Annotated in this window: 25 protein-coding genes; 10 read left to right on the plus strand and 15 right to left on the minus strand. The window is 32.4% G+C overall.

Annotated features, from left to right (window positions below; translation table 11 throughout):
- Positions 1-13 precede the first annotated feature (13 nt).
- A complete protein-coding gene (def, locus tag EV144_RS04775) occupies positions 14-604 on the minus strand; it encodes a peptide deformylase (RefSeq protein ID WP_134146625.1) in 591 nt (196 codons plus the stop codon).
- A 201-nt stretch (positions 605-805) separates the two neighbouring features.
- On the opposite strand from def, the gene EV144_RS04780 reads away from it, so the two are divergent.
- Complete coding sequence (locus EV144_RS04780; RefSeq protein WP_134146627.1) at positions 806-3,028, plus strand: FUSC family protein; 2,223 nt, start codon at positions 806-808, stop codon at positions 3,026-3,028.
- Positions 3,029-3,067: 39 nt separating this feature from the next.
- Here EV144_RS04780 and EV144_RS04785 read toward each other — a convergent pair whose 3' ends face one another.
- The 5 genes from EV144_RS04785 to EV144_RS04805 all read right to left on the minus strand — a co-directional run bounded on the left by EV144_RS04785 (position 3,068) and on the right by EV144_RS04805 (position 6,407).
- A complete protein-coding gene (locus EV144_RS04785) occupies positions 3,068-4,564 on the minus strand; it encodes a malate:quinone oxidoreductase (RefSeq protein ID WP_134146629.1) in 1,497 nt (498 codons plus the stop codon).
- A gap of 123 nt (positions 4,565-4,687) precedes the next feature.
- A complete protein-coding gene (gene ruvX, locus EV144_RS04790) occupies positions 4,688-5,104 on the minus strand; it encodes a Holliday junction resolvase RuvX (RefSeq protein WP_134146631.1) in 417 nt (138 codons plus the stop codon).
- Between the two features lie 19 nt (positions 5,105-5,123).
- Positions 5,124-5,402 carry a type II toxin-antitoxin system RelE/ParE family toxin gene (locus tag EV144_RS04795; protein WP_134146633.1) on the minus strand — a complete coding sequence of 93 codons (279 nt, stop codon included), beginning with the start codon at positions 5,400-5,402 and terminating at the stop codon, positions 5,124-5,126.
- The gene (locus tag EV144_RS04800; protein ID WP_134146635.1) at positions 5,392-5,637 is read right to left on the minus strand and encodes a hypothetical protein; all 246 of its coding nucleotides are present in this window, start codon (positions 5,635-5,637) and stop codon (positions 5,392-5,394) included. Before EV144_RS04800 ends, EV144_RS04795 begins: the two co-directional genes overlap by 11 nt.
- Positions 5,638-5,780: 143 nt before the next feature.
- Positions 5,781-6,407, minus strand: coding sequence for a PAS domain-containing protein (locus EV144_RS04805; RefSeq protein ID WP_134146637.1), 627 nt, complete (start codon positions 6,405-6,407; stop codon positions 5,781-5,783).
- 284 nt (positions 6,408-6,691) lie between these two features.
- Between EV144_RS04805 and EV144_RS04810 the strand changes: the two genes are divergently transcribed.
- Positions 6,692-7,507: a 2,3,4,5-tetrahydropyridine-2,6-dicarboxylate N-succinyltransferase gene (locus EV144_RS04810; RefSeq protein ID WP_134146639.1), complete on the plus strand. Its 816-nt coding sequence runs from the start codon at positions 6,692-6,694 to the stop codon at positions 7,505-7,507.
- An 84-nt stretch (positions 7,508-7,591) separates the two neighbouring features.
- Here EV144_RS04810 and EV144_RS04815 read toward each other — a convergent pair whose 3' ends face one another.
- The 3 genes from EV144_RS04815 to EV144_RS04825 form a co-directional block, all read right to left on the minus strand.
- Positions 7,592-8,338: a glycosyltransferase family 2 protein gene (locus EV144_RS04815; RefSeq protein WP_134146641.1), complete on the minus strand. Its 747-nt coding sequence runs from the start codon at positions 8,336-8,338 to the stop codon at positions 7,592-7,594.
- A 7-nt stretch (positions 8,339-8,345) separates the two neighbouring features.
- On the minus strand, positions 8,346-9,059 hold the full coding sequence (locus EV144_RS04820) for a polysaccharide deacetylase family protein (protein ID WP_134146643.1): 714 nt from the start codon (positions 9,057-9,059) through the stop codon (positions 8,346-8,348).
- Positions 9,060-9,329: 270 nt separating this feature from the next.
- On the minus strand, positions 9,330-10,079 hold the full coding sequence (locus EV144_RS04825) for a glycosyltransferase family 2 protein (protein ID WP_134146645.1): 750 nt from the start codon (positions 10,077-10,079) through the stop codon (positions 9,330-9,332).
- 109 nt (positions 10,080-10,188) lie between these two features.
- Here EV144_RS04825 and EV144_RS04830 point away from each other — a divergent pair, with 109 nt between their 5' ends.
- Positions 10,189-11,256 (plus strand): glycosyltransferase family 9 protein, encoded by a 1,068-nt coding sequence (locus EV144_RS04830; RefSeq protein ID WP_134146648.1) that lies wholly within the window; start codon positions 10,189-10,191, stop codon positions 11,254-11,256.
- Positions 11,257-11,276: 20 nt separating this feature from the next.
- On the plus strand, positions 11,277-12,047 hold the full coding sequence (locus EV144_RS04835; protein WP_134146650.1) for a glycosyltransferase family 2 protein: 771 nt from the start codon (positions 11,277-11,279) through the stop codon (positions 12,045-12,047).
- Here the strand turns inward: EV144_RS04835 and EV144_RS04840 are convergent.
- The gene (locus tag EV144_RS04840; protein ID WP_134146652.1) at positions 12,028-12,801 is read right to left on the minus strand and encodes a Kdo domain containing protein; all 774 of its coding nucleotides are present in this window, start codon (positions 12,799-12,801) and stop codon (positions 12,028-12,030) included. The two genes, EV144_RS04835 and EV144_RS04840, sit on opposite strands and share 20 nt — an antisense overlap.
- 12 nt (positions 12,802-12,813) lie before the next feature.
- Complete coding sequence (locus tag EV144_RS04845; RefSeq protein WP_134146654.1) at positions 12,814-13,596, minus strand: DUF5672 family protein; 783 nt, start codon at positions 13,594-13,596, stop codon at positions 12,814-12,816.
- Between the two features lie 313 nt (positions 13,597-13,909).
- Here EV144_RS04845 and EV144_RS04850 point away from each other — a divergent pair, with 313 nt between their 5' ends.
- Entirely contained in the window at positions 13,910-14,479 is a 570-nt protein-coding gene (locus tag EV144_RS04850; protein ID WP_134146656.1) for an L-threonylcarbamoyladenylate synthase, read from the plus strand.
- A 91-nt stretch (positions 14,480-14,570) separates the two neighbouring features.
- Here EV144_RS04850 and EV144_RS04855 read toward each other — a convergent pair whose 3' ends face one another.
- Positions 14,571-15,695, minus strand: a complete 1,125-nt coding sequence (locus EV144_RS04855; protein ID WP_134146658.1) for a cysteine desulfurase family protein — start codon at positions 15,693-15,695, stop codon at positions 14,571-14,573.
- 86 nt (positions 15,696-15,781) lie between these two features.
- Here EV144_RS04855 and EV144_RS04860 point away from each other — a divergent pair, with 86 nt between their 5' ends.
- Positions 15,782-16,795, plus strand: a complete 1,014-nt coding sequence (locus EV144_RS04860; protein ID WP_134146660.1) for a hypothetical protein — start codon at positions 15,782-15,784, stop codon at positions 16,793-16,795.
- Between the two features lie 147 nt (positions 16,796-16,942).
- Here EV144_RS04860 and EV144_RS04865 read toward each other — a convergent pair whose 3' ends face one another.
- Together EV144_RS04865 and EV144_RS04870 are read right to left on the minus strand one after the other, a co-directional pair.
- A complete protein-coding gene (locus tag EV144_RS04865) occupies positions 16,943-17,494 on the minus strand; it encodes a Smr/MutS family protein (RefSeq protein WP_134146662.1) in 552 nt (183 codons plus the stop codon).
- On the minus strand, positions 17,484-17,669 hold the full coding sequence (locus tag EV144_RS04870; RefSeq protein WP_134146664.1) for a hypothetical protein: 186 nt from the start codon (positions 17,667-17,669) through the stop codon (positions 17,484-17,486). The genes EV144_RS04865 and EV144_RS04870 overlap by 11 nt, the downstream gene beginning before the upstream one ends.
- Before the next feature lie 107 nt (positions 17,670-17,776).
- On the opposite strand from EV144_RS04870, the gene EV144_RS04875 reads away from it, so the two are divergent.
- Positions 17,777-18,061, plus strand: coding sequence for a DUF2752 domain-containing protein (locus EV144_RS04875; protein ID WP_134146666.1), 285 nt, complete (start codon positions 17,777-17,779; stop codon positions 18,059-18,061).
- Between the two features lie 17 nt (positions 18,062-18,078).
- On the opposite strand, the gene EV144_RS04880 is transcribed toward EV144_RS04875, so the two are convergent.
- Positions 18,079-18,780 carry a DUF1003 domain-containing protein gene (locus EV144_RS04880; RefSeq protein WP_134146668.1) on the minus strand — a complete coding sequence of 234 codons (702 nt, stop codon included), beginning with the start codon at positions 18,778-18,780 and terminating at the stop codon, positions 18,079-18,081.
- A 190-nt stretch (positions 18,781-18,970) separates the two neighbouring features.
- On the opposite strand from EV144_RS04880, the gene EV144_RS04885 reads away from it, so the two are divergent.
- The 3 genes from EV144_RS04885 (at position 18,971) to EV144_RS04895 (ending at position 21,739) form a co-directional block, all read left to right on the plus strand.
- Entirely contained in the window at positions 18,971-19,762 is a 792-nt protein-coding gene (locus tag EV144_RS04885) for a serine O-acetyltransferase (RefSeq protein WP_134146671.1), read from the plus strand.
- A 1-nt stretch (position 19,763) separates the two neighbouring features.
- Positions 19,764-20,651, plus strand: a complete 888-nt coding sequence (cysM, locus tag EV144_RS04890; protein WP_134146673.1) for a cysteine synthase CysM — start codon at positions 19,764-19,766, stop codon at positions 20,649-20,651.
- A gap of 101 nt (positions 20,652-20,752) precedes the next feature.
- A complete protein-coding gene (locus tag EV144_RS04895) occupies positions 20,753-21,739 on the plus strand; it encodes an aldo/keto reductase (RefSeq protein ID WP_134146675.1) in 987 nt (328 codons plus the stop codon).
- The last annotated feature ends 90 nt before the right edge of the window (positions 21,740-21,829 follow it).

A 21,829-nucleotide genomic window follows, 5' to 3' on the forward strand; every position in this document is an offset into this window, starting at 1 on the left:
TTTCGTTTATTATTTATCTTCCTTTTTTGGCTGCAAAAAATTTCATTCTATACTCCTGAAACGTTTTACCTTCGGTAATGTTTTTCAATTTCTTTTGTATTAAACGCTTTTTTAATGATGATATTTTATCAGTAAATAAAACCCCTTCGATATGGTCGTATTCGTGTTGAATAACTCTTGCAATCAATCCATCAAAAACCTCTGTTTTCATTACAAAATCTTCTTCGCAGTATTCAATTGTAACTGTTGGTTTTCTGTACACATCTTCACGAACGTCTGGAATACTCAAACAACCTTCGTTAAAACTCCACTCTTCACCTTCTTCTTTTAGAATCTTAGCATTTATAAAAGTTTTTTTGAAACCTTTTAAATCTTTTTGTTCTTCTGACGGTAAATCCTCATCATCACTAAAAGGTGTTGTATCAATAACAAACAAACGAATCGGCATACCTACCTGCGGTGCAGCAAGCCCAACACCGTAAGCGTTGTACATGGTTTCATACATGTTTGCTATTGTTTCTTTTAAGTTTGGATAATCTGGCGTAATCGCCTCACCCACTTTTCTTAAAACAGGATCACCATATCCTACTATTGGTAATATCATTTGTATTTTTTTAATGTATTTATCTACTGAAAAACCTGAATTTGATTCTCATAATTCAGCTGGCAAAAATAGTAAAAAATAGTCAATGAATAATTCTAAACCTATATTATCTTATTTTTTTGTCTGCTTCTTAAAATCTTATCCATAATTATGCCAAAATAATTCGTACAATATCTTATTTTTGCTAGTAAACTTTAACATATGTTTGACCGTATCTCCAAATTTACTAACAGTACATCTTTCTTAAATGCTTCAAAAGTAACGATTGCTTCTGTTGTTCCGGTCTTGATTTTGAATTTTTTGGGATATTTTGAAATTGGCTTTACAATTGCGTTAGGAGCTTTCTATACTTATCCAAGTGATATTGCAAGTTCATTGAGCCATAAAATAAAAGGGCTTATTGCAGCTTCTTTTATTGTTGCTATAGTAAATCTGCTTGTAAATTTTGCTTATCCTTATCCTGTTATATTTTATCCGTTTCTGGGATTTTTATTGTTTTTGTGTTCGATGATTTCTGTTTACGGACAACGCGCTACATTGGTTTCGTTTTCTGCTTTACTTTCTATCGCACTATCTTTTGGGCATATGCACGAAGGCTGGGAAGCTATTCAGTATTCGGGTTTTATTTTTATTGGAGGAATTTTATATTTAATTGTATCGCTTGTTTTTCATTTTGTACAACCTTATAAGTATGTTGAATTACAAATTGCAGAGGGAATAAAATTAACAGCAAAATATCTAAAGCTAAGAGGTGATTTGTGGAGTCCGGCAGCCAATAGAAAAACCATAATTGAGAAACAGCTGGCCGTTCAGGTTGATTTAAATTTGATTCACGAAGATTTAAGAAAACTGCTTATTGGTAATCAAAATGCATCTGCAACAACAAGCCAGAACAGAAAAATGCTGCTTGTGTTTATTACATTGGTCGAAATTCAGGAACTTGCTTTATATACTTCTTTTGATCATAGCAAACTGCATGAAAAATTTGCCAAACATCCTGATGTGCTTAGAACGTATCAAAATGTGGCTTATAAATTGGCTTCGACTTTAAAAAAGCTTTCTAAAAACGTGCATAATATTTCTGTCTATGTTGACAAACAAGAATTGAAAAATGAGCTTGATGCGCTTGAATTTGCGATTTTTGACTATGAAAAAAGTTTAGGTAAAGAAGAAGCTGCAAAAGGTGTTTTGATGCTGACGAATATGCTGAAATATGCTAAAAATCAGGTTGGAAAAATTAAAATTATCCAGCGTGCTTTTTCACTTGCTATGCAGTCTTACAAACTAAAAGATAAGGATAAAGAATTGGAGAAATTTCTAACGCCTCAATATTATCCTTTACGCACGCTGACAGAAAACTTAACTTTTTCTTCTTCTATTTTCAGGCATTCGATCAGGCTTACTATTACTATTCTTATAGGATTGCTTTTGGGAGATTTACTGCATCTTGAAAATAGTTATTGGATTCTGCTGACTATTGTTGTAATCATGAGACCGGGTTATGGTTTAACGAAAGAACGTTCTTATAATAGAATTTTCGGGACTATCTTGGGCGGTTTACTTGCTTTCGGAATTGTATCGGTGGTTCAGAACCATGTGGCTTTGAGTATTTTTACTATTATTTGTATGCTGCTTGGAATTGCTTTTACACAAATAAATTACAAAATAAGCGCAACTTTTGTGACTATGTACGTGGTTTTTGTTTACGGAATTCTAACTCCAAATGTAGTTGAGGTAATTCAGTTTAGAATATTAGATTCGCTTATTGGTGCCACTTTGGCTTTTATGGCAAACCAATTTTTATGGCCTGCGTGGGAGTTTATCAATACTCCTATTCATATCGAAAATTCAATTCGCGCCAATAGAAATTATCTTAAAGAAATTGCAGGTTATTATAATCAGAAAGGAGAAATCCCTACTTCTTATCGATTGGCAAGAAAGCATGCTTTTGTAGAAATTGGCAATTTGATGACTTCGTTTCAGCGTATGATGCAGGAACCAAAATCAAAGCAAAAAACACTGCCTTTGGTTAATAAACTGGTGGTTTTAAATCATTCTATATTATCGGCGCTGGCTTCTTTGTCAACTTATATTCAGTCGCACCAGACGACATCTGCATCAGAATCTTTTAATTATATTATAAAAACCATTTTATCAAACTTAGATCATTCTATTTCTATTTTAAGAAATGAAACGATTTTAACAGATACTTTTTTTGATAAGGAAGATGTGACGCTTCAGTTTGAAGAATTAAAACGTAAAAACTTTTTACGTCTGGCTACAGATGATGAATTGGATAAAGAAACGCGTCAGGCGAAAATGCAAGAAGCTCAAATGGTTATTGAGCAATTGATCTGGATGAGTAATCTTGCCGAAAAAATCTATAAAAACACAATAGACTTAAAAGCAACAAATCCAGATTAATTCATCTGGATTTGTTTTTATTACTTATAAAATTTGAGCTTAATTGTTTAGTTTTAAAACTTCTGAAGTTTGTTTTCTAAGTTTTTCTAAAAGCTCTGGTTTATCGTTTAATGTCTGACCATAAGAAGGAATCATATTTTTCATTTTTTCTTCCCATTCTGGTGTTTTAATTTGATCTGCAAAACATCTTTTGATCAAATCAATCATAATGGCAACGGCTGTAGAAGCACCAGGAGAAGCTCCTAATAAAACTGCCAAAGAACCATCATGTGTATTAATTACTTCTGTACCAAATTCTAAAACACCGCCTTCTTTTTCATCTTTTTTAATAACCTGTACACGTTGACCTGCTTTTTCAAGTGTCCAGTCTTTTGAACGTGCAGATGGAAGATATTCGCGTAAAGCTTTCATTCTGTCTTTTGGAGACTGACGTACTTGCTCGATCAAATATTTCGTTAAAGGAATATTGTGTAATCCAGCGGCAATCATCGGAATTAAATTATTCGCTTTTATAGATAATGGTAAATCTAAATAAGATCCATTTTTTAAGAAACGTGTTGAGAATCCTGCGAATGGTCCAAAAAGAAGTGCTTTTTCGCCATCAATTACGCGGGTATCAATATGAGGAACAGACATTGGAGGTGCTCCGACACTTGCTTTCCCGTAAACTTTTGCCTGATGTTTAGCAATAACCTCAGGATTGGTGCATTTTAGCCATTGTCCGCTTACAGGGAAACCGCCGTAACCATTTCCTTCTGGAACATTTGCTTTTTCTAATAAAGGTAATGAACCACCACCTGCACCAATAAATACAAATTTGGTATATGCTTTACGTTTTTGACCTGTAGATAAATCTGTGATTTTTATTCTCCAGGATTTATCTTCACGTTGTTTTAGTTTTTTTACTTCGTGATTAAAGTATAAAGAAACACCGTCAAGTTTTTCTAAATAATTAAACATACTTCTTGTCAAGGCACCAAAATTTACATCGGTACCAATTGGCATATAAGTAGCTGCTAATTTTTCGGTATTTTCTCTGCCTTCCATTACAAGCGGCATCCAGTGTTTTAACTGATCAAAATCAGTACTGAAAAGCATTTGAGAAAAAAGAGGATTTTGCTGCAGTGCTTCAAATCTCGTTCTAAGAAATTCTACATTATTTTCTCCCCAAACAAAACTCATGTGAGGAACGCTTTTGATAAAATTTTCCGGAGACGGAACTTTATTCTGTTGTACTAAATACGTCCAGAATTGACGGGAAAGTTCAAAAGATTCTGCAATACTAATTGCTTTCTTAGGATCAACGCTTCCGTCTGGCTTTTCTGGCGTATAATTTAATTCACAAAAAGCAGAGTGACCTGTTCCTGCATTATTCCAAGCATCAGAGCTTTCGGCAGCAGCAACATCTAATCTTTCGTAAATTTCAATCTTTATATCGGGTTGTAATTCTTTCAAAATCACTCCAAGAGTGGCACTCATAATTCCCGCTCCAATAAGTACTACTTCACTATTTGAACGTATTGTTTCGTCAGGCATAACAGTATTTTATTTTAAAGTGCAAAGGTACTTTTTTAATTGCAAAAAAAAAGTAATTTTTACATGATAAAAGTTAGGATTTTCTAAAAATTTTCAAAATTTGAGTCAAATTCAGACCAAAACTTAAAAACGCTTAGAAGAAAGATAGTCCTGAAGCATAATTGTTGCAGAAATTTCATCGATCAAACCTTTGTTCTGACGCTGTTTTTTGCTCAGTCCGCTGTCGATCATAGTTTGAAAAGCCATTTTTGAAGTAAAGCGTTCATCAACGCGAACGACTTTCATATCCGGAAAAATATTCGAAAAATGAGTTACAAAACCTTTAATTATTGAAGCACTTTCAGATGGCTGTCCATTCATTTGTTTTGGTTCTCCAATTAAAACTGCTTCTACTTTTTCTTTAGCAAAATAATCTTTCAGAAAATCAATTAAGGTATTTGTTGGAATTGTAGTTAAACCAGAAGCAATAATCTGCATTTCATCAGTAACGGCAATTCCGGTACGTTTTTGTCCGTAATCTATCGAGAGGATTCTAGGCATTTTTTTTAGTGAATTTTAATTAAAATAATCGGTGTTTTAAAATACCTATAACATGCACAATTTCACTATTTAAGTCAATTTTGATAATTGTTATATATCCTTTAAAAATATAATCCCGATAATCTCCATCATCAAAATATATAGACTTTTTAAAATGAAAAGGATTTACTAAATCCTTTTTTAAATTTTTTATTAATTCATTCTTGAATTTTCGCGCAGCAATTGGTTTATCTTTAGCAATAAAATGTACAATATCATTTAAATCATAACTAAATTCAATAGTTAGTTTAATCTTCATATTTAGAAATTGTATCTTCTAGTAAAACATCCAACTCTTCAAATGTACTGTATTGTACAGTGCCATTTTCTATTTTGGCAGCGCGTTCTTTTAGTTTTTTCTTGTCTTGCTCAAAATCAGGATCAGAAAAAGAGTCTTCTTCTACTATTTTTAGTTCATCAGAAGAAAATGAACTTAATAATTTCAAGATTTTCTCTTTAATCTCTGGCTGAAATTCTAATCTTATCGCTTCCATAATAGGTTCATTTTACAGATACAAATATAAACTTTTTTGAATCGATGTTTTTTAAATTAAGCTTAAAACTAAAAAATCCGTTCTGAAAATTCAAAACGGATTAGAATCCAACTATTAAAAAACTAAAAGAAAATTCAACAAACCTATCTATTAAATAATCTTTTAAAGAAACCTCGATGTTCTTCCTCCTCCTCTTCTTCCTCGTACTGTGCAAATTTAGATTGCGCTTTTTCGTGTTCGTAAATCAGCTCTTTGATATACTCTACATAAGATCTCTTTTTTTCTTCTAAAAATCCGATCAAATATTTCTCGCTAAATTCTACACCGCTTGCCGCTTCAATCTGCAACAGCTTTTTATATAAAGGCTCAATGTGCAGCGAAATTACTTCTTGTGGAACGGCTTGCCTTCTTCCAAAATAATTTACAATAACACCATTTTCATCTCTCGCGATATCAAAATCGGTAATTACCCAATAATATCTTCCCGACTTGGCTAAATTTTTGACAATGGCATGAAAGTTTTTTCCGTTTTTAAGATTTTCCCAAAGCACTTTAAAAATCACTTTTGGCATATCAGGATGGCGAATAATATTGTGCGGCTGTCCCATTAATTCGTAATCTTCGTATCCGCAAACGTCTATAAAAACTTCATTTGCATATTCTATAATACCAAATGCATTGGTTTTACTCATAATTACCTGAGTTTTATCCCAGGAAACTTCTTTATCTATAATCGTCTTTTGGTTTGGAAACTGATTTTCTTGATTCATGTTGTACTTATATATAATGACTTGGTAAGACTTTATAATTTTTGAATTTTGTTTCTAAAAATTAATGATGCAAAACTAATTAGAAGTAAAATCTCAAAATCTGACTTTTGTCATATTCTGATACAAATAAAACTTTTAGAGGTTGTTGAATTATTCTTAAATCATATAAATCAAAAATTTTTATTTATCAAATTAAAAACAAAAAGTTAAATCTGTAACATTTTCAAAGAGCATTCCTTTTTTGCATTTGGACAAATACGTTATCTTTGCCAAAAATTAAAACTATGAATTCTTTACAGACTATAATCGAACAAGCTTGGGAAAACAGAGCTTTATTACAAGAAACTACTACAACAGATGCTATTAGAGAAGTTATCGAGTTGATTGACGCAGGAAAATTAAGATGTGCTGAACCAGTTGGTGATAAATGGCAGGTTAACGAATGGGTTAAGAAAGCGGTTGTAATGTATTTCCCAATTCAAAAAATGGAAACATGGGAATCTGGTATTTTTGAATATCACGATAAAATGCTTCTTAAAAAAGGTTTTGCTGAAAAAGGAATTCGTGTTGTACCAAATGCTGTAGCGCGTTACGGAGCTTATATTTCTAGCGGTGTTATCTTGATGCCAAGTTATGTAAATATTGGTGCTTATGTAGACGAAGGAACAATGGTAGATACTTGGGCAACTGTAGGAAGCTGCGCTCAAATTGGTAAAAATGTTCACTTAAGTGGTGGTGTTGGTATTGGTGGTGTTTTAGAGCCATTACAAGCAGCTCCGGTTATTATAGAAGATGGTGCTTTTATTGGTTCTCGTTGTATTGTTGTAGAAGGTGTACACGTTGGTAAAGAAGCAGTTCTTGGCGCAAATGTATGTTTAACAGCTTCAACAAAAATTATCGATGTAACTGGTGATGAGCCTGTAGAAATGAAAGGTTTTGTTCCTGCTCGTTCTGTAGTAATTCCTGGAAGTTATACTAAAAAATTCGCAGCTGGAGAATTTCAAGTTCCTTGTGCTTTAATTATTGGTACTCGTAAACCATCTACAGATTTAAAAACTTCATTAAATAATGCACTTCGTGAATACGATGTAGCGGTATAAAGAAATAAATCTCAAAAAATAAAAAATCCAAATTCCAATTGTATGATTGGGATTTGGATTTTTTTTATTGGAATTTCTTAAAGGTTATTTTTTGTTTTGAAGTTTTAAAAGCTTGGCATATTTCATATAAGATGAGAAAGCCTGAATCATAGAAAATGTAAATCCATCTAATCCGTTTAAAAAACCTTTTTTAAAAAAATAACATCTTACAAAAGATACTGTACCATTTAATAGAGGTTTAAAACTATCCGTTCTTTTTCCTTTATCATAAAGCTGTTGAGCTCCCCACGTTGTATACAAATTTTTCTTAGCGATAAATTGATCTAAGTTTTCCCAAGCGTAATGATTTATATGAACGTTTAAATGAGCTTTACTTTTTCCTGAAACTTTTTGATGCACTCTGTCTTTTGATGGAGAAGCTGTTTTTTTATTAAAAAAACGTGCTGTTTTATCTGGATACCAACCTGCAAAATCTATTTTTTTATCTCCCAAATAATTATACAGCCTAAAAGTATAAACATCAAAATTTTGATTTTCATGTTTTCCTGATAATATAAATTTTTCGGCATCTTCTGCTAAAATTTCATCTGCATCCAGATTTAAAATCCAGTCATTTTTGCAATATTGAAGTCCATGAACTCGCTGTGGTCCATCGCCCAAAAACGTCTGGGGAATAACTTTAGCTCCTTTTTCTTCTGCAATTTTTACTGTATTGTCTGCACTTAATGAATCTACAACAATTACTTCGTCACATATTCTAAACAGTGCATCTATACATTTACCTATATTTTTTTCCTCATTATAGGTAATAACCAACCCGCTAATTTTCATGTATCTTTTAAAATAATTTAAGTTTTCCGATCTTCAATTTTAACCTAAATCTAAACAGACTGTCCTCGCCTTTTATGTCAATTCTTTTTACTAAATAATTATTTTTAAAAGGAAATTTATTTACTCTGTTCCCAATTCGCAACCCATATTTTATGCCATTATCGCGCATAACTTTTTCAAAAACAGCAAATTCAGTCTCTTTCTTAGCATAATTACCAAAGGGATATGCCAAAATGGGTTTTATATCTAAATTATTTTTTAATATAAAATCATTCGACTTAATAAAATCAGCTTCTAATTCTTCTTTTGATAATGAACTATATCTTTTATGTTCAAAAGAATGATAACCCAACTCAATAAGATCACTGTTCAATCCTTTTAATTGGTCAACACTCATTATTTTTTCCTTTCCTTCAATCCAATAATCAAAATTACCAACGAAAGAAAATGGTATAAAAAAAGAAGCTTTTAATTGGTATTTTTCAAGCAAAGGAATTGCATACAAAAGCTGGCACTCTGTAACATCATCAAAAGTGATAATAACGCTTTTTAAAGGGAGCTCAGTTAAATTCTCTAGATCTTTAAAATGAAATGTGGTATAATTATTATCATACAGGAACTTCAATTGCGATTCTAGCTTTGACACAGAAATACTTAAATTCAAAGATTTAGCTTCCTCCACAACAACGTTGTGATACATTAAAATGGGTAATTTTGACATGCAATTTTTTTGCAAATCTATAGATAAATAGAATTGATTTAATCACAAAAAAGAAAAAATTAAACTAAAAATAATATTGGATACAGGAATAATTCTTTAATATAGGATTAAAAATCATTTTATTAATTGGCGAAAAAAGCTACAAGACATTAATACACAATAATATAAACACCATAAATACAACAAAGAAATTGTTCTTTTTTATTAAGATATTTAATAAATTACCTTGTGTATTTATGGGTATTATTTTTACAAAAAAGTTGTTTTTCTTTATTTAAGCTTATTTTGAAGTTTTAAAAGCTTAGCATATTTCATATAAGAAAAGAAACTTTGAATCATGGCGATAGACAAACCGTCGATTCCGTTAAAAATTCCTTTTTTGAAGAAATAACAACGAATAAAAGCAACACTTCCGTTAAGAACGGGTTTAAGCGCATTTATTCTCCTTCCCTGATCGTACAATTGCTGTGCATGCCAGCCAGAATATTGATTCTTTTTGGCAATAATCTGATCTAAAGAATCCCAGCCATAATGCAATATGTGCACTGAAACTTTTTTCTGGTTTTGGGCAATTATCTTTTGATGAACAATAGAATCAGACGGATGTGCTGTTTTTTTATTGAAAAAACGAACTTTATGATCTGGATACCAGCCCGAAAAATCGATTAATTTATCGGCAAGAAAGTTTTTAACTCTAAAACTAAAAGCATCATAATTACCATTAAGATACTTTTCTTTTAAAATAAATTCTGTTGCATCTGCATCAAGAAATTCATCTGCGTCAAGATTTAAAATCCAGTCGTTTTTACAAAATGGCAAGCCGTGTGTGCGTTGCGGGCCATCTCCTAAAAAAGATTGTTCGACAACAACAGCGCCTTTTTCTTTGGCAATTTGAACTGTTCGATCTTTACTAAACGAATCAACGATAATGACTTCGTCACATACTTTTTGTAAAGCATCGATACATTTACCAATATTTTTTTCTTCATTGAACGTAATTACTAAACCACTAATTTTCATTGGGGAGGAAATTTGATTATACACAAAAATATAACTTTTAAATTTAGTTTAGATTGTACACTTCTTAAAATAGTTTGTAATTTAGCCGTCTAAAGCGAATTTATACTCAATGAAAATATTAATTATTCAGCAAAAAAGAATCGGTGACGTATTAACAAGTACTATTCTTTGTAATAATCTAAAAGCAAAATACCCAGAATCTACTATAGATTACATGTGTTATCCTAATTCTATAGATGTTTTGATAGGAAATCCTAATATTGACAATATAATTCCTTTATCTAATAAAGTTAGAAAATCGATTCCGTCTTTATTTAAGTTTATTTTTCAGATTAGAAGAAAAAAATACGATGCTGTAATTGATGTTTACTGCAAATTAGAAACCAATTTAATTACGTTGTTTTCTGGCGCAAAGTACCGTGTTTCTTATCATAAATGGTATTCAAAATTTTTCTACAATTATAGTTACGAACGTTTTGATGCCGTAAAATCGGAGCATGGTTTAGCGATTGAAAACAGATTGTTATTGCTTAAACCTTTTATTCCGGAAAAAATATTGGATGTAAAACCTAAAGTATTTTTGACAGATGCTGAAATTACATCGGCTAAAAATCTTTTGAAAAGCAACAATATCAATACTGCTGAAAAGCCTTTGATTATGTTTGGAATTTTAGGAAGCGAGGTTTACAAAACTTATCCGCTCGAAAAAATGGCCCAAATTATTGATTTTACAGTCGCTAAAACCAACGCAACTATTATCTTCAATTATATTCCAGATCAAAAAGAACTGGCTTTAGAAGTATATAATTATTGCTCTGAAGAAACGAAAAAGAATATTGTTTTTGATTTATATTGTACGGAATTGAGATCTTTTCTTGCGCTTCTTTCGCAATGCGAAATGCTGATTGGAAACGAAGGTGGCGCTGTAAATATGGCAAAAGCACTTGACATACCTACTTTCTCTATTTTCACGCCTTCTGTAAGAAAAGAAACATGGCAGATATTTGAGAATGAAGCCAAACACACTTCTATTCACCTTAAGGATTTAAAACCTGAAATATACGAGCAGTTTACAGAACAACAGATAAAAGATAAGACTTTTATGTATTATGATGAATATCCGTTATCATTGATGCTGGAAAAACTAGACGCTTATTTTCAGGAATATAAAAATTGAGTGAGGTAAAAAATATCTTAATGAATAAAGAAAAGCAAAAACTATCTGTTTTAATTATTACATTAAATGAGGAACTTCATATACAATCGTTACTAGAAGATTTAGATTTTGCTGATGAAATAATTGTTGTAGATTCTTTTAGCAATGACAAAACTGTAAGTATTATTGAGGGTTTTCAGAATGTAAAACTAATCCAGAACAAATTTGTTAATTATACTTCTCAGCGAAATTTTGCTTTAGATCAGGCAAAGTATTCGTGGATTTTATTTTTGGATGCTGACGAAAGGCTGACTCCAGATTTAAAAAGCGAAATTTTGTCTAAAATAAACGATTCAAATCCTGCAAGTGCTTATTTGATTTACAGAATTTTTATGTTTAAGAATGTAAAATTAAATTTTAGCGGCTGGCAGACGGATAAAATTTTCAGGCTTTTTAATAAATCAAAATGCAGATATGCCGAAGAACGTTTTGTGCATGAAAAATTAAATGTTGACGGAACTATTGCAGTTTTAAAACATAAATTGATTCATTATTCCTACGCTGATTATGCTGATTATAAACTTAAGATGAAAAATTATGGCATCTTGAAAGCGCAGGAAAAACAAAAAAAAGGACAAAAATCATCTTTTTTACTGATGGCTTTTCATCCTTTATATAGTTTTCTGTACCGCTTTTTAATTCGTCTTGGTTTTTTAGACGGAATTAAGGGAATTATTATCTGCTATTTAAATGCGTACAGCATCTTTATTCGATATAAAGAACTTCGCAGGCTTACTTCTTCCAGAATTTAAGTTTCTTTTTCAGGCGTTTTTTTCTATGAAATTGCTCCTGAAAATCTGAAGTAAACTTCCATAAAATATCAAATATTCTTTGCTCCGATTCTACTGTGTATAGTTTTGCATATTCGTTTGCCATTACAGCAACCATTTCTTTTACCGGAGTTAAACGGCATAAGTTTTTCATACGCATTTCAAAAGTCATCGATTCGTGAAATTCCATTCTGTTTAAATCTACCAGATAAAAACTATACTTACCGTCTAATTCTTTTTTAATCAAAGTATTTCCTGGCGAATGGTCCAAAAATTCAATTCCTTGTTCATGAAGATCAAAACTAAATCTGGTAAACTGTCTTAAGATATTATCATGATCTGGATAATCTGGAATTTCTACCAATTCTCTATAAGTCAATTCTGTAACCAAATGTTCGCTGGCATAATAACTGTCTCTAAGCCCAAGCCAGTTAAAATTTTCCAGAAAAGCAATTGGTTGCGGTGTTCCGATACCTCTTTCTAATAAAATTGTTGCATACTCAAACGAACGTCTTGCTTTAGATTTTCTAAAGTATTTGTAAGCAATTTTGTTTATTAAATTCGGAATTTTAAACGATTTGATATTGATTGTTTTACCATTCAAATCAAACAATTTTATTTTATTGCGATCTCCATTTCCAAAAAGTTCACCCAATGAAGAATTGAATTCTTCTATAAAAAAGAAAACTTCTTTTGTATCGTTGAATCCTTTAGAAAACTTAATTTTTTTGATCATTTAATTTATACTTTAATATTTTTCTAATATGGGTTTCCAAAAATCAATCACTTTCGGTTTATTTATTCCGTGGCATCCAAAAGGCAATTGATTATTATTAATTTTTAAAGCTATTTCTGGCTTGCGGTCAATAGCAAAAGCTACACCTTCTTTATAATCCGGGATTTTAAAATCAGTATTAAATTCTGGGGCTTTCAGCGACCAAAACACATCTTCCATAAAATAAATTTCCTTTTTATCTGCCTTTAAAAAGTCTGTAATAAACTCACTTTTCTCTTTTGCAATGGCATAATGCGAAGCCACTTTACGAAGTGAAAAACCACCATTCCCAACTTTATAAAAAATCTGTTCTCTAATCTTTTTCTTTTTTGATTTGAAGTTTTTAATAACGGCATTCAATACTTTCTTTCCAAAAGTATCAACTGGAGTTGCAATCCATGGCGCGCCGATATAATCGTATCCTTTTTGACACCATTCTTTCAAATCATTTTTAAAAACAAAAGCATCCAACTGATAAATCAGCATGTACTCAACATCTAAAAAAGCTTCGTAAAATGAACTCGAAAGCAATAACTCATTATATCCTTCTATGTTTTTAAAATAGTGTTTAGGAAAGCTTTTTACTTCTATTTGGGGATAATTTTTAGTGATATAAGAATTGTCTAAACCTTCTGGCTGCACTAAAACAATATCAAATTCACCTAATAATTTTACACATTGCAAAAAGGATTTTTCTTCAAGTTCTCCAAAATGATCTTTATAAATTGGAATTACAATTTTTACCGAATCTTTCATTTTCTATAGTGATATTTTGTTTTTTATGGGTTTTAAAAAGCTGCCTTTAAAACAATTCAATTTTAGCTGCAAAACTTGAAAGGAACAAAAATAATCTTATAATTATGAAAAACTGAATTATTATGAACTAAATTTTAAAACTATACATTACAAGCAATAAAACTTGTTTACAGATTAAAAATTGCTTGATGAATATTCTATTTATGTTTAAAACACCTTCATAAAATTACCTTTTTGACACTCTATAATATGGCATAATTATGGAGTTTATTGTATCTTTGGCACTTCTTTGCCGTTAAAAAAGAATTAAATTATGGGAGATATAAATCAAGAAATCATAAACGCATACGAAGTCATTAAAGAAGGAGGAATTATTCTTTACCCAACAGATACGGTTTGGGGAATTGGATGCGATGCCACAAATGCTGAAGCGGTTGCTAAAATATACAAACTAAAACAACGTGCCGAAACGCAGAGTATGATTGTATTGATGAATGGCGAAAAGATGATGTACAATGTCTTCAAAAATATTCCCGAAGTGGCTTGGCAGATTTTAGATTTATCTGAAAAACCAACTACTTTAATTCTGGACGAACCAAGAAATGTCGCTAAAAATATTATTGCTACGGATAACTCTCTTGGAATACGATTGGTTAAAGAGCCTTTTTGTTTTAAATTAATGGAAAGAATGAAAAAGCCATTGGTTTCTACTTCTGCAAATATTTCAGGACAACCTACTCCAATTGCTTTCAAAGACATTAATCCAGAAATCGTAAAAGGAGTTGATTACGTAGTAAAATTAAATCAGGATAAAGTTGCCGGAAAACCATCGACAATTATCAAATTAACGAATGATTCGCAGGTACGCGTAATACGTAAGTAATTTTAGATTTCAGAGTTTAGATTTTAGATTGAAAACCTTTGTCATTAAGCTTTAGAAACTTAGCACCTTAGAAGCTTAGTTTCTCAGAACCTTAGACAGTTTTCAAACTCTCTATCAACCAATCAATATCTTCTTTTGTATTGTAATGGCTGAATGAAATTCTCAGGTTTGGTAATTTTAAATCTTCTTCTGAAAGCATTTCTTTTAAAACGTGCGAAGGTTTTATGCTTCCTGATTGGCAGGCGCTTCCTCTGGAAACCGCAATTCCTTTCATATCTAAACTAAACAAAAGCATAGAAGTTTTTTCGGAGGAAAAAGGCAGAATAATATTGATGATATTATAAAAATCTTCTTTTTTTCCATTGATTCTAAAGTTCGGAAAATGAATTTCGAGCTGTTCGATTAAGTATATTTTTAAATCGGAAATGTATTTTCTTTCCTCGTCTAAATTTTCGTAAGACAGAGACAACGCTTTTGCCATTCCGGCAATTTGATGTACCGCTTCGGTTCCGGCGCGAAGCCCTTTTTCTTGTTCTCCTCCAAAAATTAAAGGTTGTAATCCTGTATTTTTTCGAACAAAAGCAAAACCTACACCTTTTGGCCCGTGAAACTTATGTGCACTTGCTACTATGAAGTCAACAGGAGTCTTTTGCAGATCAATTTCTGTTTTACCCACAGATTGCACCGTATCAGAATGAAATAAGACGCCATATTGCCTGCAAATGGTTGTTACTCGTTCTAAATCTAATACCGTTCCTGTTTCGTTGTTTACGTGCATTAAACTCACGATTGTCTTTTTTTCATCAGACAGCAGATTAGACAAATGTGTTAAATCGATCGTTCCATCAGGATTGATATTGACATAATCAACCTGGATATTATAATCGGACTGCAACGCAAGTGAGGTATATAAAACGGCGTGATGTTCTATTTTTGAAGTAATGATACGTTCGACTTTGAGATCTTCTACGGCAGAGCGAAGAATCCAATTATCGGCTTCTGTACCGCCAGAAGTAAAAATAATTTCTTGTGCAGTGCAGTTTAAATGTTTGGCAATACTTTTTCTGGAAAGTTCTAAAATCGTTTTTCCGTTTCTGCCAAAACTATGAGTAGAAGACGGATTTCCAAAATCTTCTGCCATAACTTTGGTCATCTCTTGGATAACTTCAGGACGCATGGCAGTTGTAGAAGCGTTATCGAGGTATACTTTTTTCATTGTTGCAAAGTTAAGAAATATCAATTGTGAAATCTTAAATATCATTTGCCAAATTTTTCACTATTTTTGACCCAAATAAAATTACGATGAAAAAATATGCAAGCCTTTTGTTATTTGCGCTTTTACTAAACGGTTGTGACGATGGTGATTTAATGGTAGACACAATCAATTTTGAAGATATACTAGAATCTCAAAGCTGTCCTACAACAACTTCTGAAAATACCTTGATCTATAAACTTAAACCACAGGAAGCTCTTATGCTTCAAATGCCAAAAATAGGTGGTCTTATAGAAGATGATACAATTTACACCCGTGATATTAATAATAGCACCTTTAGAGTAGTTTACAGAGCTTATGACGGTGCAGTAGTCACAAATAATATCTGTAGCACTATACCGCCAAGTACACCTAAAGTTACCGAGGAATGGCTGGCAACAAATGGAAAAATCAATATTACATCGGCAGCGCTAACAACAACCAATGACACAGATGGAAGCAGCGTGATTACAGGCTACAGCAATAATATTGAATTTACCAATATAACATTTGCAAAATCCTCATCATCAATACCACAAACTAATATTCTTTATAAGTTTGGAACTTATTCTACTACAACTAAAATTCCGGCTTCTTTGATTTTTAGATCTACGACTGTTAATATGTGTCCAATTAATTCAAAAGCTTCAGATATTAAACAGGTTTATAACTATAATAATTCTTTTTATATTTCTATTGAAAATATCAGCAGCAATCTAATCGTAAACCAAGCTACAGAACCAGGTAAACCAAGAACAGCTTTAATTTCTGCTACAAATAACAAAGTATTTTATCGTACTACAGCACTTGATACAGGTACGCTTACCGATAGCTATTTTTGCAATTCAACTCCTCCTGTAACTCCGGCTATTGATCAAGAGTGGAGCGGACAAATTGCTGTGCCAAATGTAAGTGGGATTATAGAAGTTACAACAGAATCTGCCGCTAATATTTATACACATAAAATTGTGCTTAAAAATGTTATTATGGGAAAAAACCATAGTACATTTAAATTAGGAACAAGCTTTGTTTTGGGTACACTGACAACATTAGCTACGCCATAAAAGTTACCGCAAAGAATTTAAACGCAAATAAAATATTCTTACAAAAAAACGTCCGTTTTTCGACACTGATTTCAGGATTAAATCAGCTAGAAAAACGGACGTTTTTTTATACTTTAAAATGAGCTTTTTTACCTTCCGAAAAATAACTTATTTATTGTTTTGTCTAAAATAAACTTCGGTTGCTCCCAAGCCATATTTTTGATAATTGGCGTCGTGAAAATCAATCCCGTCATAACGGCCCAATAAAAAATCAAGTTCGGCTTTTAAAATTCCTTCTCCGACTCCGTGAATAAAAACGATTTTCGGGATGCGATTTCTAATCGCAAATTCGATATGTCTTTTTGCTGTTTCTGTCTGTAAAGTCAAAATATCATAATTAGACATGCCGCGTTTGTTTGGAACCAGTTTTTCAATATGTAAATCAAATTCCGGAGCCGAAATTTCACGTTTATCCTTGCGTTCTTTCACAAAACTTCTCGGTTTTGGCTCTGTTTTCTCTTCTGTAATTTTATCTAAATCAATTCTTTTAATAGAATTCATTAAATTACTGGAATCTTGAATCTTAAGTAATTCGTTGACAAAAAATGTCATCGTAAATCCATCCGTAGTTTCTACCAAAACCTCATTATTTTTTACCGAAACTACCGTTCCGTTAATGGCTTCGTCTAAGACAGAAACCTTATCTCCTTTAGTCAACATCCTGCTCTTCTTTATCTTGATTTTTACTTGGCGTTTTTGCACTCAGCTGCATCATTCCTAACATAAAAACTACAATTGCAATTACTGTAATGTAAATGTTTTTTTCTACGGATACCTGCTCATAAAGTGCTACCGAAATAGCAAGTATCATGATTATAATTTTAAACGTTTTCATTTTTTAAGTCCTTAAGATTTCAAAAGTAAGAAACTTTAAAATACCAGTACTTACCTCTAACTGTATTAGCTAAATATTTTTTCGTAAAATTGCAAAAAATAATCCCCATGAATTTAGAGAAATACATGATTCCCTGCCTCTTCAAAAAGCTCTTCGGAATAGAGTGTTTAGGCTGCGGTTTTCAGCGTTCTTTACTCCTACTTTTTCAGGGTGATTTTTCAGCATCTTTTAAAATGTATCCGGCTGTTTTTACTACCCTGCTTTTTTTCGGTTTAGCTGCTTTACATTTTATGGATAAATCAAAAAACTATCAAAAAATAATTTGGAAATCGGCGCTTCTAAATATCGTTTTTATGATTGGCGGTTATTACTACAAACATTTTTATTTTTGATGTTTTTGTAAGAAAAATTATTTTTTAATCTGATCCAGAATATCGTTCATCATCTCAATTTGAACTTTCTGAATTTCGATTAATTCTTGCTGCTGGTGCATAATCAAATGATCAATTTTATCATGAATCATTCTGATTTCTAATTCAGATTTTAGGTTGATCATATAATCTTTTTTGGCACGGGTACGGTCTTTTTCTTCCTGACGATTCTGGCTCATCATAATCACGGGAGCTTGCAGCGCGGCAATACACGACAGAATTAAATTCAGTAAAATAAAAGGATACGGATCAAAACCTTTATCGATTAATATCCAGACATTCGAACCAATCCAAATAATAATAAAAAGTAAAAACGAGATAATAAACGTCCAGCTTCCTCCAAAATCAGCAACTTTATCGGCTATTTTTTGACCAAAATTTCTGGTTTCTTCTTCATCTTCAACACTGCTTACAATCGATTTATCTTCTTTTAATGATGAAATAACATTTTTTTCGAGATCAGAAAGTGCTCCAATTTCTGTAGATAAATAGTTTGAGATGTACTTTTGGCGGTACACATTCAGTTCTTGCACGCCAATACAGTCTTCATCGCAAAAAGATGGAAAATCTTTTACAATTAATCCCAAAATAGGATCGTGTATAGAATTTCCACAAATTTTCTCACTTTCAGGAAAAGAAAGATCTGAAATTGCACTTTTAAAAGTCGGATTGTTTTTCATTTTGATAAATTTTACCGGCTAATTTACGCATTTAACTTCTTAAGAATCATATAAAATATTATCCTTTCTATTTCTTTTATTTATCACAAATACGATTCTCAAAACAAAATTTCTTTAGTTAATTGATGTTCTTATTTACAAAAAACACCTTACTTTTAACGTTTCAAAATTATTCATTCATTTTACCATTGTGACAAAAGACACTATCATACAAAACATCAAAGCGCTAAAAAGCCATTCAAACATAAATTACGGCATTAAAACCAAAACAGAAGACTTTACAGAGAAGCTTTTTTATACGCTTTTTGATTCGAATGCTGCATTGGACGAAAGCATTGACGAACTTGAAATACGCTTTAAAGAAATTGCTGTTTTAGCGTGCAAAAAACCAGAGAATTTATGCGGCTCTATCTGGGACAGGTTTCTGGAAAAATTACCTGTGGTTTTAGAAAAACTAAATCAGGATGCTGAATATATTCTGGAAAACGATCCTGCATCAAACAGTATCGATGAAGTTTATTTAGGTTATCCGGGCTTTTTTGCCATTGCTATTTACCGTTTAAGCCACGAATTATATCATCTTGATTTATTGCTTTTTTCGAGATTAATGAGCGAATATGCGCATAGAATTACAGGAACAGACATTCACGCAGGTGCCGATATTGCTTCCCCGTTTTTTATTGATCACGCTACCGGAATTGTAATCGGGGAAACAAGTGTTATCAAAAAACACGTAAAAATTTACCAAGGTGTTACTTTGGGCGCCTTGAGCGTTAGCAAAGACATGAAAAATGCCAAAAGACATCCAACTGTTGAGGCCAATGTCTGCATTTATGCGAATGCTACTATTTTGGGCGGAGGCACTATTATTGGAAAAAATAGTGTTATTGGCGGAAACTCATGGGTAACAAAATCTATTCCCGAAGATTCTATTGTTCTGAATACCACTACTACAGAAGTTAAAATAAAAGAAAAAAAATAATATGAATTCACATAAATTGCTAAACCTAATTGGAAATACTCCATTGATGGAAACTGTCAATTTGGTTAAAAATAAAAACGTAAAACTTTTGCTAAAACTCGAAGGAAATAATCCTGGCGGAAGTGTAAAAGACAGAGCGGCTTACAATATGATTGCTTCGGCTTTGGAAAGAGGCGAAATTAAAAAAGGCGATAAATTAATTGAAGCTACAAGCGGCAATACCGGAATTGCTCTGGCAATGATTGCGCAGTTGTTTCAAATCGAAATAGAATTAGTTTTACCTGAAGATTCGACAAAAGAACGCACACAAACAATGCGTGCTTATGGTGCTACAGTGATTTTAACGCCTGCCAGCGAAGGAATTATTGGTTCTAGGGATTATGCCGACAGAAAAGTGGCAGAAGGCGGTTATATCATGCTGAATCAATTTGCAAATGATGATAACTGGAAAGCGCATTATAAAACGACCGGCCCTGAAATCTGGAATGATACTGATGGAACGGTTACGCACTTTGTTTCGGCAATGGGGACTACGGGAACTATTATTGGAACTTCGACTTATTTAAAAGAAAAAAATCCAGCCATTGAGATTGTTGGCGCACAGCCAAGCGACGGATCTCAGATTCCGGGAATTCGAAAATGGCCACAAGAATATTTACCTAAAATTTTTGATGCTTCGAAAGTGGATACTGTTGTTGATGTAAGCGAAGAAGAAGCGCGCATTATGACAAAAAGACTAGCGTTGGAAGAAGGTGTTTTTGCCGGAATGAGCAGCGGTGGCTCTGTTGCCGTAGCTTTAAAAATTGCAGAAAAATTAGAATCGGGAGTCATTGTAGCCGTAATCTGCGATCGCGGTGATCGATATTTGTCTTCGGATTTATTTGATTAACAAAGATGCTAAGCGACTAAGCCTCTAAGGCGCTAAGCTTTTTTAGAAACTTAGAAAAACTTAGAAGCTCAGAAGCTTATAAACTTAGAAACTTAAAAAAAATGCTATACAGAAAACTAGGAAAAACAAACTTTAATATATCCGAAATCTCACTTGGCACTTGGCAGGTTGGGGGAAAATGGGGATCTGCTTTTGATAATAAATCGGCAGATGAACTTTTGAATACTGCTATTGATAATGGCGTAAATTTTATTGATACTGCAGATGTTTACGAAAACGGACTAAGCGAAACTGCTGTTGGAAGAGTTATTCGTTCCAGATCTGAGCGCATTTATGTTGCTACGAAATGCGGTCGTCATATTAATCCGCATGTAAGCGAAGGTTATCAGCCAAAAGTACTTCAGAAATTTGTTGAAGACAGTTTAAAGAGAATGGGATTAGAAACCATTGATTTAATTCAGTTGCACTGTCCTCCTACCGAAGTCTTTTATCGTTCTGAAATCTTCGAACTTTTTGATCGTTTAAAAGATCAGGGGAAAATATTAAATTTAGGCGTTAGTGTCGAAAAAGTAGAAGAAGCTTTAAAAGCAATCGAATATTCGAATGTAACTACCGTTCAGATTATTTTTAATTTATTCCGTCAGCGTCCTTCAGAGTTATTTTTCTCAGAAGCCAGAAAAAAAGATATCGGTATTATTGCGAGAGTTCCTTTGGCAAGCGGACTTTTAACGGGTAAATTTGATACCAAAACGACATTTGATCCTCAGGATCATCGTAATTTTAATCGTAACGGAGACGCGTTTGATAAAGGTGAAACTTTTTCTGGTATTGATTACGAATTGGGTTTAAAAGCTGTCAGCGCTTTAAAAGCTTTATTTCCAGAAACAGAAAATCTTGCTCCAATCGCCCTACAATGGATTTTGAGTTTTAAGGATATCAGCTGTATTATTCCCGGAGCTTCAAAAGAAAGCCATGTAATGTCTAACTTATCGCTGTATGGTTTACCAAAATTATCTCCAGAGAAAATTACAGCAATGAATAAAATCTACGAAGAATATATTAAGCCGTCTGTACATCAGAGATGGTAAAATAAGGTTCTAAGACTCTAAGGTTCTAAGGTTCTGAGTTTCTAAGTTTTTAATTCTTAGCAGCTCAGAACCTTAGAAACTTAGAAGCTT

The organism is Flavobacterium sp. 270 (assembly GCF_004368785.1).
GTDB lineage: Bacteria > Bacteroidota > Bacteroidia > Flavobacteriales > Flavobacteriaceae > Flavobacterium.

Excerpts from the sequence above, each read along its gene's own strand:
- def (WP_134146625.1), bottom strand. The coding sequence starts at position 604 with ATGATATTACCAATAGTAGGATATGGTGATCCTGTTTTAAGAAAAGTG.
- EV144_RS04780 (WP_134146627.1), top strand. The coding sequence starts at position 806 with ATGTTTGACCGTATCTCCAAATTTACTAACAGTACATCTTTCTTAAAT.
- EV144_RS04785 (WP_134146629.1), bottom strand. The coding sequence starts at position 4,564 with ATGCCTGACGAAACAATACGTTCAAATAGTGAAGTAGTACTTATTGGA.
- ruvX (WP_134146631.1), bottom strand. The coding sequence starts at position 5,104 with ATGCCTAGAATCCTCTCGATAGATTACGGACAAAAACGTACCGGAATT.
- EV144_RS04795 (WP_134146633.1), bottom strand. The coding sequence starts at position 5,402 with ATGAAGATTAAACTAACTATTGAATTTAGTTATGATTTAAATGATATT.
- EV144_RS04800 (WP_134146635.1), bottom strand. The coding sequence starts at position 5,637 with ATGGAAGCGATAAGATTAGAATTTCAGCCAGAGATTAAAGAGAAAATC.
- EV144_RS04805 (WP_134146637.1), bottom strand. The coding sequence starts at position 6,407 with ATGAATCAAGAAAATCAGTTTCCAAACCAAAAGACGATTATAGATAAA.
- EV144_RS04810 (WP_134146639.1), top strand. The coding sequence starts at position 6,692 with ATGAATTCTTTACAGACTATAATCGAACAAGCTTGGGAAAACAGAGCT.
- EV144_RS04815 (WP_134146641.1), bottom strand. The coding sequence starts at position 8,338 with ATGAAAATTAGCGGGTTGGTTATTACCTATAATGAGGAAAAAAATATA.
- EV144_RS04820 (WP_134146643.1), bottom strand. The coding sequence starts at position 9,059 with ATGTCAAAATTACCCATTTTAATGTATCACAACGTTGTTGTGGAGGAA.
- EV144_RS04825 (WP_134146645.1), bottom strand. The coding sequence starts at position 10,079 with ATGAAAATTAGTGGTTTAGTAATTACGTTCAATGAAGAAAAAAATATT.
- EV144_RS04830 (WP_134146648.1), top strand. The coding sequence starts at position 10,189 with ATGAAAATATTAATTATTCAGCAAAAAAGAATCGGTGACGTATTAACA.
- EV144_RS04835 (WP_134146650.1), top strand. The coding sequence starts at position 11,277 with ATGAATAAAGAAAAGCAAAAACTATCTGTTTTAATTATTACATTAAAT.
- EV144_RS04840 (WP_134146652.1), bottom strand. The coding sequence starts at position 12,801 with ATGATCAAAAAAATTAAGTTTTCTAAAGGATTCAACGATACAAAAGAA.
- EV144_RS04845 (WP_134146654.1), bottom strand. The coding sequence starts at position 13,596 with ATGAAAGATTCGGTAAAAATTGTAATTCCAATTTATAAAGATCATTTT.
- EV144_RS04850 (WP_134146656.1), top strand. The coding sequence starts at position 13,910 with ATGGGAGATATAAATCAAGAAATCATAAACGCATACGAAGTCATTAAA.
- EV144_RS04855 (WP_134146658.1), bottom strand. The coding sequence starts at position 15,695 with ATGAAAAAAGTATACCTCGATAACGCTTCTACAACTGCCATGCGTCCT.
- EV144_RS04860 (WP_134146660.1), top strand. The coding sequence starts at position 15,782 with ATGAAAAAATATGCAAGCCTTTTGTTATTTGCGCTTTTACTAAACGGT.
- EV144_RS04865 (WP_134146662.1), bottom strand. The coding sequence starts at position 17,494 with ATGTTGACTAAAGGAGATAAGGTTTCTGTCTTAGACGAAGCCATTAAC.
- EV144_RS04870 (WP_134146664.1), bottom strand. The coding sequence starts at position 17,669 with ATGAAAACGTTTAAAATTATAATCATGATACTTGCTATTTCGGTAGCA.
- EV144_RS04875 (WP_134146666.1), top strand. The coding sequence starts at position 17,777 with ATGAATTTAGAGAAATACATGATTCCCTGCCTCTTCAAAAAGCTCTTC.
- EV144_RS04880 (WP_134146668.1), bottom strand. The coding sequence starts at position 18,780 with ATGAAAAACAATCCGACTTTTAAAAGTGCAATTTCAGATCTTTCTTTT.
- cysM (WP_134146673.1), top strand. The coding sequence starts at position 19,764 with ATGAATTCACATAAATTGCTAAACCTAATTGGAAATACTCCATTGATG.
- EV144_RS04895 (WP_134146675.1), top strand. The coding sequence starts at position 20,753 with ATGCTATACAGAAAACTAGGAAAAACAAACTTTAATATATCCGAAATC.